The organism is Streptomyces sp. NBC_00212 (assembly GCF_045206365.1).
Classification (GTDB): Bacteria; Actinomycetota; Actinomycetes; order Streptomycetales; family Streptomycetaceae; genus Streptomyces.
In genome coordinates, this window is the sequence record NZ_CP108115.1 from 6,073,488 (window position 1) to 6,085,992 (window position 12,505).

Below are 12,505 nucleotides of genomic sequence, written 5' to 3' on the forward strand. Positions count from 1 at the left end.
TCCTGCCGGGCCGCACCGCCCCCGCGAGGGGTGACGCCCCGGCGAGGCGCCCGTCGTACGGTTGGCGCGTGCTGCTGCCGGTGAATGTCACGCTCGGAGTCGTCCTCGTCGCCCTGCTCCTCGTCGCCGCGGGCGTCGCCGCGGCCGCGCACCTGGGGCGGCACCGCGAGATCCTGATCGCCGGGGTCCGGGCGGCCGTTCAGCTCGCCGTGGTCGCCCTCGCGATCCACTGGGTGGTCGGCTCGGTGCCGCTGCTGCTCGGATTCCTGGCGCTGATGTACGCCGTCGCCGTCCGCACCGCGGGGCGCCGCATGACCGCCAACACCACCTGGTGGTGGGCGGCCGCGCCCATCGCGGCCGGCGTCGTCCCGGTGGTCGCGGCGCTGCTGCTGACCGGGCTCGTCCCCGTCAAGGGCATCGCGCTGATCCCGGTCACCGGCATCCTCATCGGCGGCGCGCTCACCGCGACCGTGCTCGGCGGCCGCCGAGCGCTCGACGAGCTGACCGCGCGGCGCGGCGAGGTGGAGGCGGGCATGGCGCTCGGCCTCCTCGACCGGGACGCCCGCCTGGAGATCGCCCGGCCCGCCGCCTCCGACGCGCTGCTGCCCGGCCTCGACCAGACCAGGACGGTGGGCCTGGTCACCCTCCCCGGCGCGTTCGTCGGCATGCTGCTGGGCGGCGCATCCCCCGTGCAGGCGGGCGCGGTCCAGCTCTTCGTCCTGGTCGCGCTCATGGCCGTACAGGCGGTCGCGGTGTCGGTCGTGCTCGAACTGGTCGCGCGCGGCAAGGTGCACCGGGACGTACGGGACCAAAGTCCCTGATGGGGTGCGTACGGCATGCCGTACCCTTGAGGGCGCAGAAGGGGAGTAGCTCTTCGCCGGAACGTCGACATACTGCCGAGTCCCTCAGGGGTTCTTGGCCGGCGCCCGGAGGCGAGTGCCCGCGAGGGACCCGCCAGCGAGACCTTCGGCCGCAGTGACGTGACCATTCATGGCGCTGCCGTGCCGAAGCGACCCCGGATTCTGTCCGAACTGCTCTCGGTGCGGCCGTGCCCGACCGATTGAGGAACTCCTTCCGTGCTCAGCTTCACGATCATGGCGATCACCTTCGGTGTGATCTTCCTCGCCGAACTCCCCGACAAGACCGCGCTCGCGGGCCTGATGCTCGGCACCCGCTACAAGGCCTCGTACGTCTTCGTCGGCGTCGCGGCCGCCTTCGCCGTCCACGTCGTCCTCGCCATCGCGGCGGGCAGCGTCCTCACGCTGCTGCCGCACCGGCTGCTCCAGGCGATCGTCGGCGTGCTCTTCCTCGCGGGCGCGGCGATGCTGCTCTTCAAGAAGGGCGAGGACGACGAGGAAGTGAAGGCGCCCGCCGACCAGTCGTTCTGGAAGGTGTCGGGGGCGGGCTTCATGCTCATCCTGGTCGCCGAGTTCGGCGATCTGACCCAGATCATGACGGCCAACCTGGCCGCGCGCTACGACAACCCGCTCTCCGTCGGCCTCGGCGCGGTGCTCGGCCTGTGGGCCGTCGCCGGGCTCGGCATCGTGGGCGGCAAGGCCCTGATGAAGCGCGTGCCGCTGCGCCTGATCACCAAGGTGGCAGCCTGCCTGATGCTGGCGCTCGCGGGCTTCAGCCTGTTCGAGGCGATCGCGGGCTGAGGTCCCTCTCGTAGGCAGACGGATGTGAAAACGGCCCCCGTGGTAGGACGGGGGCCGTTTGTTCTTGGGGCTGTACCGGGCGGGTGGGTCAGCCGTTGATCTCCAGGCGGAGGGTGCCGTCCGCCTGGGCGGTGACCGTGAGGTGCGTGAGGTCGGGGACGTACGCGGTGGGCTCGTGGGCGTTGGCACGCGGGCCGACACCCACGACGCGCATCCCCGCGGCCTTGCCCGCCGCGATGCCGGCCTCCGAGTCCTCGAAGACGATGCAGTCCGCCGGGGCGAAGCCCAGCTCGGCCGCGCCCTTGAGGAAGCCCTCCGGATCCGGCTTGCTCGCGCCCACACTCTCGGCGGTGACCCGCACCTCGGGCATCGGCAGGTCCGCGGCCGTCATCCGGGCCCGGGCCAGCGCGGCGTCGGCCGAGGTCACCAGGGCGTGCGGCCGTCCGGCGAGGGCGGCCATGAAGGCGGGCGCCCCGGCGACCGGCACGACACCGTCGGTGTCCGCGGTCTCCTCGGCCAGCATCACCTTGTTGTCGGCGTGGTTCTGCTCGACCGGCCGGTCCGGGAGCAGCACGGCCATCGTGGCGTAGCCCTGGCGGCCGTGGACGACCTTGAGCGCCGCCTCCGGGTCGAGGCCGTTGCGCTCGGCCCAGCGGCGCCAGCAGCGCTCGACGACGGCGTCGGAGTTCACGATCGTGCCGTCCATGTCCAGCAGGAAGGCGCGGGCGGTCAGGACGGTGGTGGTCGTGCTGCTGGCCGACATCGGCGGACTCCAGGGCGCGGGAGCGGGGGCACAGAAACACAAAGGTGATCCCCGCCCGCCGGTCAGGGAGTACAGGCAGGGATCACTTTGTTCCACCACGATACAAAACGCGGAGGGGGTTGTGCCACCCGGCCCCCTTTTGTTGCTCGGGAAGGGGTTGGCCGGGGGCCGGCACGAGGCGTTTCGGGGGCGCCTTCCGCCCGGCCGGAGGCGGAAGCCGCCTACGGCCGGTCCGTCATCGACTCCAGGGCGCGGCGGGTCGCCGGGCCGTAGACGCCGGCAGGGTCGCCGTCGACGCCCGTGTACGACTGGAAGTCGCGCACCGCACGCTCCGTCCGGGACCCGAAGCTGCCGTCCGGGGTAGCGGTGTAGAGCCCCAACTGGCCGAGCCGCTCCTGGAGTTCGAGCACCGCGGGCCCGCTGTCTCCGCGCCGCAGCGTCGTGCTCGGCGGCGGCGCGAGCGGATGGCCGTCGGGGGAGTTCGAGGGCGGCCCGGACGCGGGGGCGGATGGTGTGGGCGCGGACTTCGACGGGGCCGGCGACGCCGGCTTGGACGCGGACGGCGTCGGCGAGGGCCGTGCGGAGGGGGAGCGGCTCGGGGCCGCCTTCCTCGTACGGGAAGGAACGGCCGAGGGGGCGTCGGCGGAGGCGCTGTCGGTGCCGCTGTACGGGACGCCGGTGTCCGCGACGTCCGGCAGCGCCTGCTTCGGCGTGGCGTCCCCCGCGAACAGGGTGCTCGCGAACGCCGCCGTACCGACGACGACCGCGGCGGCGGCACCGATGGTCAGCGCGGCCAGGCGGCGCCGTTTGCGAGGCGCCACTGCGGGGCTCGGGTGCCCCGGATCCGCGGCCGGGGCTTCCTCCGCGGGGACCGCCCCGAGCCGCATGGTCTGCTCGGAGACGGCCTCGGGGGCGTGGGGCGGTCCCTCCGGGGAGTTCGGCAGCATCACGTACGGCCGGATCCGCAGCGGGTCGAAGTCCTCCGCCGCGGCGGCCTCGGCGGCGCGTTCCGCGTGCAGGGTCTCGGCGGCGCGCTCGGCGCAGGCGCAGCCGGGTCTGCCGTCCACCCCGCGTTCCGCACCGCATTCAGGACAGCCGTGTCCGGTCATCGTCGGGTCCCCTCCCCATGGACTGCGAGCGATTATGCCCGGCGGCCCGCGGGCACCCAGGGTGCGCGGGCGACTCCGGCAGGCCATTTCCGTACATTCCGATCAAGATGGTGGGAGCGAGTCGGAGCACACACACGGATGGGACGTGGCCATGGCTCAGGGAATCGCTCCCGCCACCGTCGCCCCCGGCGCGGGGCAGGATCGGCGGACCGTACGGGTCGCCATCGGCGCGCTGCTGCTCGGCATGCTGATCGCCGCGCTCGACCAGACCATCGTCTCGACCGCGCTGCCGACCATCGTCAGCGACCTGGGCGGAATGGAGCACCTGTCGTGGGTCGTCACGGCCTACATGCTGGCCGCGACCGCCGCGACACCGCTCTGGGGCAAGCTCGGCGACCAGTACGGCCGCAAGAAGCTGTTCCAGGGCGCGATCGTCATCTTCCTCATCGGCTCGGCGCTGTGCGGCCTGGCGCAGAACATGGGGGAGTTGATCGGCTTCCGCGCGCTCCAGGGGCTCGGTGGCGGCGGCCTGATGGTGCTGTCCATGGCGATCGTCGGCGACATCGTCTCGCCGCGCGAACGCGGCAAGTACCAGGGCCTGTTCGGCGCGGTCTTCGGCGCGACCAGCGTGCTCGGCCCGCTGCTCGGCGGGTTCTTCACCGAACAGCTCAGCTGGCGCTGGGTGTTCTACATCAACCTGCCCATCGGGGCGATCGCCCTCCTCGTCATCGCCGCCGTGCTGCACATCCCGGCGCGCGGGACCCGGCACACCATCGACTACCTGGGCACCTTCCTCATCGCCTCCGTCGCCACCTGCCTGGTCCTGGTCGCGTCCCTCGGCGGCACGACCTGGGCCTGGGGATCGGCGCAGATCATCGGGCTCGCGGTGCTCGGCGTGGTGCTGCTCGCGGCCTTCATAGCCGTCGAGCGCAAGGCGGTCGAGCCGGTGCTTCCGCTGAAGCTGTTCCGGATCCGTACGTTCACGCTCGTCGCGGTCATCAGCTTCATCGTGGGCTTCGCGATGTTCGGCGCGATGACGTACCTGCCGACGTTCCTCCAGGTCGTGCGGGGCATCTCGCCGACGATGTCCGGCGTGCACATGCTGCCGATGGTCCTCGGCATGCTGCTGACCTCGACGGCGTCCGGCCAGATCGTGTCGCGCACGGGCCGCTGGAAGGTGTTCCCCATCGCGGGTACGGGGGTCACGACGATCGGCCTGCTGCTCCTGCACCGGCTCACCGAGACGAGCCCCACCTGGGAGATGAGCGTCTACTTCTTCGTCTTCGGCGCGGGCCTCGGCCTGGTCATGCAGGTCCTCGTCCTGGTCGTCCAGAACGCGGTCGACTACGCGGACCTGGGCGTCGCGACCTCCGGCGCCACCTTCTTCCGCTCCATCGGAGCCTCGTTCGGCGTCGCCATCTTCGGCACGATCTTCACCAACCGGCTCACCGGCAAGCTCGCCGACGCGCTGGCCGGACAGCAGCTGCCGGCCGGCGTCGGCCCCGGCACCATCGCCGCCGACCCGCGCGCGATCGGCCAACTCCCGCCCGCGGCACGGCAGCCCGTGCTGCACGCGTACGCGTCCTCCATCACCGACGTCTTCCTGTACGCGGCGCCGGTCGTGCTCATCGCCTTCGTGACGGCGTGGTTCCTGAAGGAGGACAAGCTGCGGGGTGCGGTCACCGCGCCCGACACCAGCGAGACCCTCGCCTCGAACCCCGTCCAGCGGTCCTCGTACGACGAGTGCGCGCGGGCCCTCTCGGTCATGGGTACCCGCGAGGGCCGCCGCAAGATCTACGAGACGATCACGGCCAAAGCGGACCTGGACCTCCTCCCGGCCGCGAGCTGGCTGCTCCTGCGCATCAAGAAGTACGGGTCCGCCGACCCCGGGGTGCTCGCCGAGCGTGTCACCGTTCCGCTGCACGTGATCACCGAGGCGGCCCGCCAGGTCGAGGAGCGCGGGCTCGCCCGGCGGGACGGCATGCCGCTGGTCCTCACGGACCAGGGCCACGAGGTCGCGGTCCGCCTGGCGACGGCGCGGGAGGAGTCCTTCGCCGAGCTGCTCGGCGACTGGTGGGGCCCGAACCGCCCCAGGGACCTGGAGAAGCTGGTGGCGGAACTGTCGTCGGAGCTGTCGGGCTCGGACGGGGAACAGCCCACGGGGCCCCCGGCTCCGAGGGACCACGCGGCGTGAGCCCGCCGGGGCGCTGGTGCGCTCACAGCTCCTTGGCGAACCACCGCTCGCTGTACGGGCCCTCGCTGTACGCGGCCACCTCGCGATAGCCGTGCTTGGCGTAGAGCCCGCGGGCCTCGACGAGGTCGTGCCGGGTGTCGAGGGCGAGCCGCCGGGCGCCGAGGCGGCGGGCCGCGTCCTCAAGGGCCGAGAGCAGCGCCGCGCCGCCGCCGGTGCCGCGCGCGAAGGGGCGGACGAACACGCGGGTGAGCTCGGCCGTGGCCGGGGCGGTCCCGTCGATGACGGGCGCCTCGCCACAGAGCAGCACACCTCCGCACGCCGCGGGCCGCCCCTCGTACCGCCCGACCACGAAGTCCCCGGTGGGCGGCCGCAGTTGATCGGCCCCGTCATCGGTGAGCCCCTGCTCGATCTCCTCGACGGTGGCGGGCCGGCCGTACCACCGGCTCGCCACCTCGTCGTAGTAGTCGCGCCGCAGCAGGCTCGCGTCGGGGGTGTCGGGCCGCTCGGTAGCCATGATCCAACTCATGGCCACTACCTATCCCGGGTGCGGTGGTCCTGGCCACCGAATTAAGCGGGCCGCCGGGCTTCAGGCCTTGGGCGCGGCCTGCTGCACGACCTCGAAGGACCACAGCTCGGACCCGGAGGCGGCGGGCTTGGGCCGCTCGCCGCCCTCGCCCTGGGCGCCGCCGTGCGCGCCCCGCATGGAGGTGGCCATCCAGTTCTGGAAGTCCTCCTCGCTGCGCCAGCGGGTGTAGACGAGGTACTGGTCGGTGCCCTCGGCCGGCCGAAGCAGCTCGAACCACTCGAACCCGTCCGAGTCCTCCACCGACCCGGCCCGAGAGGCGAACCGCTTCTCCAGCACCTCCCGCTGCTCTTCGGGCACGGTCAGTACGTTGATCTTTACGACGCTGGGCACAGGGCACCTCTCAGGAACACGGGCCGGGCACTGCGCCCGGCCTTGACCATCTGCGTGCAGTCTCCTACATCCGTCGGTCAAAGCGCCGTGAGGACGATTCCTGCAAGAGGCGTCAGCCGAGATAGGGCGCGGGGCGCCGCTCAAGGAAGTGCTGGAGCCGTAGCCGCTGGGTGTGGTGCATGGGCAGCGCGTCGAGTCCGGCCGGCTCCACGAAACGGAGTTCGGTGCTCTCGTCCGAGAGGGACAGGGTGCCACCGACTACTCGCGCGGTGAAGCACACGTTGAACTGCCGGCGCACCTCCCCGTCGCTGTACGCGATGATGTGACGGGGGTCGGTGTACGTGCCGACAAGACCCGTGATCTCGACATCGAGTCCGGTCTCTTCCTTCACCTCGCGGACAGCCGTGCCGGGCAGCGAATCGCCCATGTCCATGCCGCCGCCGGGCAGCGCCCACAGGTCGTTGTCCCGGCGCCGTTGGAGCAGGATGCGACCGTGGTCGTCGGTGACGACGGCGGAGGCTGCCACGACCAGGCTGTTGGGCTTCGGTGCGTTCGGGTCGTCGTAGTACTCGGTCCGTGCCATCGGCTCACCCTTCCACGGGTCGGGCTGTGTCCCACGCGGCGTTGAAGCTCTCCGCGTATGTGTCGAAGATGCCCCCGCCGCCACTGCGCCGAAGGTGCCACACGGGTGCGGCGTAGGCATTGACGCCCCAGACATGGGCGTTGACCAGCACCTGGTCATCCGCGCGGTACAGACTGTTGTAGAGCGTCGTCCCGTGCGTCCGCAGATCGATGCCGGGAACGCCGGCCAGGGGCCGGTAGTGCATGAGCGCGAGACGGCAGCGCGACTCGATACCGTGGCCGAACCGCTCTTCCTGACCCCGCTGTTGGACACGGACGCCGTCCGCGTCCCCCACGGCGATTCGGACCGCGCACCCCTTTGCGGCCCGTTCGCGCAGTAGGTCGTTGAGGCGTGGGAAGGCCTCGTGCAGGAAGACGGCCGCGTACACGAGCACGTCGATCTGCTGGCGGGCCTCGCCGAGGAGTTCCACGAAGACCGACACCGGGAGATCGGCTCGCTGGTCGTACAGCGCGACGAGTTCGGGGCTGACGGCCCGCGCCGCTTGTGCCTGCCGGAGTTGCGGCCACAGTGCGTGCACGTCTTCCCCCAACGTCTGGGCGGCCTTGAGCGCCGTCGCGCGTCGGGGTGTCCGTCCCAGGTTGACCCACCGTTCAACGGACTTGGGATCGATGTCCACCGCGCGGGCCAGGTCCGTGTGCGTCCACCCTCCGGCCGCCATGACGGCCCGTAAACGCTCGTTCGGCATGTCAGTGTCTCCCTGCGGTCCCGGACGTTGCCAGGGACGTTCTACCCGTTGTGGGACGTCCCGAAGTGGGGAAACGTACGAGGTTCCTGCGTCCTGGCGACCGGCGAGACGATCGCCTGACAGGACGAGGGAACGGCGGTACGTGATGGCGGGCGAGACCGAAGCAGCCGCAGGGGCGTGGGAGTACGTGACGTACGCGCCCGCTGGTAGTCGCTGTTCCGCGTGCGTGGAGCCGATCAAACCTTTTGAGCCGGTACGCCGGGGCTCCATGGCGCCCGTATCGGGCCCGCCCGTGGTGATCTACCGGCACGCTGCCAAGTGCCCTGGGGCGACGCGGTGACCGTGAGGAAAGTCGCCGAGCGTCCGTTGATGACGATCCGGATCTCTCGGGACGGCGGAAGGACGTACGGCCCGCAGCGAGCCGTACGCAGCTCAGACGATCTTCCCCCGCTGGTGTCCGCCGCATGGCCCCCGTGCCGGTGCGATCGGTGTGCAAGCAGTCTGCTGGACGGCCAGGTCAAAGCGGTGTGAGGGGACTGGGGTGGGCGCTGGCCCGGCGTCTGCGGTGGGCCCACAGGGCGAGGCCACCCCCCACCCCCAGCGCCGCCAGCACACCCCCCACCGTCAAGAGCCAGGCCGGCACCCCGCCCACCGTCATCAACTCATCGGTGTACCAGGCCCGTTGGAAGGGAGTGTCGTCCGGTGCTGCCTTCAGCTCGTGGTCGCCGGTGATTTCGGGCGGGTGCTGGAAGTACTGGGTCAGCGTCGTCAGGTAGACCGGGTCGGTGCGGCCCGCCAGGTCGGCCAGGGAGCCCGAGGGGTGCTCGATGCGGCCGGCGAACAGGGTCTCCGGGGTGGCGCCGCCGATCGGCGACGCCGTTTCCATGCGGTGGGCCGCCAGTACGTACAGGTTCAGGGTCTGCGGGGTCTTCGCCAGGCGGGACAGGCGCATCGGGTAGACCAGGTGGTCGCTGGTGAAGGTGAGGCTCAGGGGGTCCAGGGGGCCGCCCAGGGTCTGGCCCGGCTGTTCGGGAGCCAGGCGGATCGCTACGTACTCCCACTTCTGCTCGACGTACGGGCGCAACTCGGTGGCCAGCGCGGGCGGGAGCTGGAAGCCGTTGCGGGTCAGCCAGTCGCGCAGGGCCGTCGGGTCGGTGGCGGTGAGGCGGGCCACGTCGAACGGGCCGAGGCGCTCCCTGCCGACCACTTCGACGGGAGGCTTCGCCGCCGCGTTCGGGGCGCCGTCGCCCACACTGCGGCTCTTGGCGAACGGCCAGTCGCCGTCCCTGGGCCAGAAGTACGAGCGGGTGCGGTGCACCGGCTCGGACAGTTCAACCAACTCGTCGAAGAGGTGGCGGTCACCGAGCTTCACCGTCGCCCGGCTCGGCACCGGCATGATCCACGCCGCCTTCGGCGCGTTCCCGTCGACGGTGAGCCGCATGACGATCTGTTCGGTGTGCCCGTCCCAGCGCACCGCCGACGTCTCCTGCTTCACGCTCAACTGCCGCCCGCTCTGCGGCACCATCGCCCCGCAGCCACAGGCGTACGCGGGCGCCACCAGCGAGCCCAGTTGCAGCGCCACCAGCGCCAATGCCACCAGCAGCGCCCGCCGCCAGTGTCTCTGACCGTCCCGCATGTCCGCGTACCCCCGTGTTGATCGATCGACGGGAGCTACGACGGCGTTGCGGGGTCTTCGGTTCCGGTACGTTGCCCGTTCCGGCCACATCCGCGTGACAGTCAGGCGAAGAGGCGGTTGACGGAGTCTTCATTCCCGGGCGGTGCCAAGGTGGGGAAACAACCCAACGGTTCGGTGGGAGGTTCGGCGGGGCGTGGCGAATGCGGAGCACGGCGGCGGACGTGACAGCGCGGTGGACACCGGCACGGTGGACCCGGGAATCCGAACGGCCCGCGTGGTCCTGTGGCTCCTCGCGGGTGTGCTCGCGGCAAGACAGATCGCCGCCGTACTGAGCCTGTCACCCGGCGAACGGCTGACCGACCTGGAGACCTGGACCCGCGCGGGCGGCGCCCTCCAGGCGAAGGGCTCCCTCTACGGAGCCGGCACCGATCACTTCACCGGCACGCCCTTCGCCGGACTCGTGCTCAAGCCGCTCGCGCACGCCGCCGAGCAGGCACTCGGCGTCGGCTGGACGTTCGGCACGCTGCTGCTCGTCGTCGTCCTCGGCCTGGTCGTGGCCCGCGCCCTGCCCGGCCCGGTCCCGCGCCGCAGCTCGCTGCTCGCCGCGCCCGTCACGATCAGCCTGCTCATGGTGTCGCTGCCGGTGCGCAACGCCTTCCACCTCGGCCAGACCGGCATCATCCCGGTCCTGCTCGTGCTGCTCGGCCTGTTCGTCGTGCGCGGCGAACGCTTCTGCGGAGTGCTCGTCGGCCTTGCCGCCGCCCTCCAGCCCACCATGCTGCTCTTCGTCCCGCTGCTCTGGCTGACCGGCCGCAGGCGCGCGGGCGCCGCCACCCTCGCCACCTTCGCCGCCGCCACCGCGCTCGCCTGGGCCGCCCTCGCGCACGACTCGTGGACGTACTGGGTGCACCACGTGGCCGGGGCCGGGCTCGGCGGCCCGGCCGACAGCCTCGCCAACCAGTCGCTGCACGGGGCGCTCCTGCGCCTCGGCGTGCACGGCCCGCTGGAGATCGCCCTCTTCCTCGCCCTTGCCGCGGCCGTGATCACGCTCGGCCTGCGCCGCGCGGTCCGCTACGCGCGCGACGGCCAGCTCCTGCTCGCCGTCGCCCTCACCGGCTGCGTCGCCGTCGCCGTCTCGCCGACCGCCTGGCAGCACCAGCTCCTCTGGGTGCTGCTCGCCGCCGTCGGCCGCGCCGGGCGCCGGGCCGCCGACCGCAAGGTCTGGCCCGCCCTGGTGATCCTCACCCTGACGCTGCCCGCCGACGTGACCCTGCCGTACATGACAGTCCTCCAGCCGCTGCGCGACAACCTGCTGCTCATCGTCGCGCTCGCCGCGGCCTGCGCCGTGCCGTTCGTGCCGCGCGCCGACGAGCGCTTCCGCACCCCGGTCCCCGCGACGTACGTCAAGCCCGTCCCGGCCCGCTGGGCACGGCTCCCGCTGCTGCCGTTCTGGCACCGCGCGCTGACCCGCCCCAACCTGATCCTCGAACTCGTGGTGATCCGGGTCGGCTACTCCGGCTACTCGTCCATCAGGTCCGCCGTCGACGGCAGCCGCGCGACCGCAGAGGCGCACGGCCACACGGTCGTACGCCTGGAACGGGCCCTGGGCATCAACATCGAGCACTGGGCCAACTCAGGCTTACAGCACGTGAGTTGGCTGAAGAACTTCTTCGACTTCTACTACGAGTCGTTCCACTTCGTGATCCCGCTGGCCATCCTCGCGGTGCTGTACGTGCGCCGCCCCGCCGACTACCGCTGGGCCCGCGCCGCGCTCGGCTTCGCCACACTGCTCGGCCTGGTCGGCTTCTGGTTCTTCCCGCTCGCCCCGCCGCGCCTGATGCCGGGCCTCGGCTTCGTCGACACGGTGCACGGCCCGCAGGACTTCGGCAAGCCCGACTACGGCGTGATGACGGACGTGACGAACCAGTACGCGGCGATGCCCTCGCTGCACTTCGGCTGGGCGCTGTGGTGCGGCGTCGTCATCGTGCTGTGCGCGCCCAAGCCGTGGATGAAGCTGCTCGGCGTGCTGCACCCGCTGTTCACGGTCTGCGCGATCCTCGCCACCGCCAACCACTGGGTGCTCGACGCGGTCGGCGGCGCGGCGGTCGTCGCGGCCGGCTTCGGGCTCGTGTACGTCCTCGCCGGCCCGCGCCGCGTTCAGCTCCCCGGGCTGCCGTCGCCCAGAGCCGCGACGTGGTCGGGCACGGCGATGCCGGCGGGCAGCGCGGGGTCGGCCTCGGGCGCCCCGAAGTAGCTCCGCAGCGGCACCACCCCGGCCCACAGGCCGAGTTCCGCGTCGGGCCCGTCCCCGTCGTCGGGCGGGCCCGCGGCCACCTTCACGGACGCCTCCTCCAGGGAAAGGGCGAGCAGTGAAGTGGCCGCCAGTTCACGGGAGTTGGGCTGCCGCGCGTAGTCCCACTGGCCCGGCGCGCAGTGCTCGGTGACGACCCTGAGCCCGTGCAGGAGCTCGTCCCCGCCGGTGATGAGCCGGGGCACGGCGTAGACCATCGCGCTGCGGTAGTTGACGCCGTGCTCGAAGACCGAGCGGGCGAGCACGAGCCCGTCGACGTGTGTGACGCTCACGCAGACCGTCGCCGTCGGCGCCTGAACGATGCTGCGGCTGGCGACCGAGCCGTGCACGAACAGCGTCCGGCTCTCGAAGTCCACGCCGTACACGGTCGGCACCACCATCGGCGTGCCGTCGACGACGACCCCGAGGTGACACACGAACCCGGCCCTCAGGATCGCGTCGAGATCCGCGACCCGGGTACTGCCCTGGTCACGCAGCCGCCGGTGCCGGGTCCGCTCGGTGACAGCCAGTTCCACCGGTGTCGGCTGATTGTGTTGATCCGGTCGCTCTACGTCCATTTTCCTGCCGATTCAGTTGCGGGGGTGCTCCAG

At 71.7% G+C, this 12,505-nt stretch carries 12 protein-coding genes; 4 read left to right on the forward strand and 8 right to left on the reverse strand.

Annotated elements, in window-relative coordinates:
• Positions 1 to 68 precede the first annotated feature (68 nt).
• Complete coding sequence (locus OHA17_RS27730) at positions 69 to 821, forward strand: ABC transporter permease (protein WP_053727153.1); 753 nt, start codon at positions 69 to 71, stop codon at positions 819 to 821.
• Positions 822 to 1,076: 255 nt separating this feature from the next.
• Positions 1,077 to 1,658, forward strand: coding sequence for a TMEM165/GDT1 family protein (locus tag OHA17_RS27735; RefSeq protein WP_053727152.1), 582 nt, complete (start codon positions 1,077 to 1,079; stop codon positions 1,656 to 1,658).
• Between the two features lie 88 nt (positions 1,659 to 1,746).
• On the opposite strand, the gene OHA17_RS27740 is transcribed toward OHA17_RS27735, so the two are convergent.
• Together OHA17_RS27740 and OHA17_RS27745 are read right to left on the reverse strand one after the other, a co-directional pair.
• Positions 1,747 to 2,421 (reverse strand): HAD-IA family hydrolase, encoded by a 675-nt coding sequence (locus OHA17_RS27740; RefSeq protein ID WP_406508822.1) that lies wholly within the window; start codon positions 2,419 to 2,421, stop codon positions 1,747 to 1,749.
• Between the two features lie 221 nt (positions 2,422 to 2,642).
• Positions 2,643 to 3,488 carry a peptidoglycan-binding protein gene (locus OHA17_RS27745; protein ID WP_406508823.1) on the reverse strand — a complete coding sequence of 282 codons (846 nt, stop codon included), beginning with the start codon at positions 3,486 to 3,488 and terminating at the stop codon, positions 2,643 to 2,645.
• A gap of 193 nt (positions 3,489 to 3,681) precedes the next feature.
• Here OHA17_RS27745 and OHA17_RS27750 point away from each other — a divergent pair, with 193 nt between their 5' ends.
• Positions 3,682 to 5,724, forward strand: coding sequence for a DHA2 family efflux MFS transporter permease subunit (locus OHA17_RS27750; protein ID WP_406508824.1), 2,043 nt, complete (start codon positions 3,682 to 3,684; stop codon positions 5,722 to 5,724).
• A 22-nt stretch (positions 5,725 to 5,746) separates the two neighbouring features.
• Here OHA17_RS27750 and OHA17_RS27755 read toward each other — a convergent pair whose 3' ends face one another.
• From OHA17_RS27755 to OHA17_RS27775, 5 genes are all read right to left on the reverse strand, one after another.
• Entirely contained in the window at positions 5,747 to 6,250 is a 504-nt protein-coding gene (locus OHA17_RS27755; RefSeq protein ID WP_053727148.1) for a GNAT family N-acetyltransferase, read from the reverse strand.
• A 60-nt stretch (positions 6,251 to 6,310) separates the two neighbouring features.
• Entirely contained in the window at positions 6,311 to 6,640 is a 330-nt protein-coding gene (locus OHA17_RS27760; RefSeq protein WP_406508825.1) for an antibiotic biosynthesis monooxygenase family protein, read from the reverse strand.
• Positions 6,641 to 6,752: 112 nt separating this feature from the next.
• The gene (locus OHA17_RS27765; RefSeq protein ID WP_406508826.1) at positions 6,753 to 7,223 is read right to left on the reverse strand and encodes an NUDIX domain-containing protein; all 471 of its coding nucleotides are present in this window, start codon (positions 7,221 to 7,223) and stop codon (positions 6,753 to 6,755) included.
• A gap of 4 nt (positions 7,224 to 7,227) precedes the next feature.
• Positions 7,228 to 7,968 carry a helix-turn-helix domain-containing protein gene (locus tag OHA17_RS27770; protein WP_406508827.1) on the reverse strand — a complete coding sequence of 247 codons (741 nt, stop codon included), beginning with the start codon at positions 7,966 to 7,968 and terminating at the stop codon, positions 7,228 to 7,230.
• 517 nt (positions 7,969 to 8,485) lie between these two features.
• Complete coding sequence (locus OHA17_RS27775; protein WP_406508828.1) at positions 8,486 to 9,604, reverse strand: DUF2330 domain-containing protein; 1,119 nt, start codon at positions 9,602 to 9,604, stop codon at positions 8,486 to 8,488.
• 193 nt (positions 9,605 to 9,797) lie between these two features.
• Between OHA17_RS27775 and OHA17_RS27780 the strand changes: the two genes are divergently transcribed.
• Positions 9,798 to 11,858 carry a bifunctional glycosyltransferase 87/phosphatase PAP2 family protein gene (locus OHA17_RS27780; RefSeq protein WP_406508829.1) on the forward strand — a complete coding sequence of 687 codons (2,061 nt, stop codon included), beginning with the start codon at positions 9,798 to 9,800 and terminating at the stop codon, positions 11,856 to 11,858.
• On the opposite strand, the gene OHA17_RS27785 is transcribed toward OHA17_RS27780, so the two are convergent.
• Positions 11,762 to 12,472, reverse strand: coding sequence for a pyridoxamine 5'-phosphate oxidase family protein (locus OHA17_RS27785; RefSeq protein ID WP_406508830.1), 711 nt, complete (start codon positions 12,470 to 12,472; stop codon positions 11,762 to 11,764). The two genes, OHA17_RS27780 and OHA17_RS27785, sit on opposite strands and share 97 nt — an antisense overlap.
• Between the last annotated feature and the right edge of the window lie 33 nt (positions 12,473 to 12,505).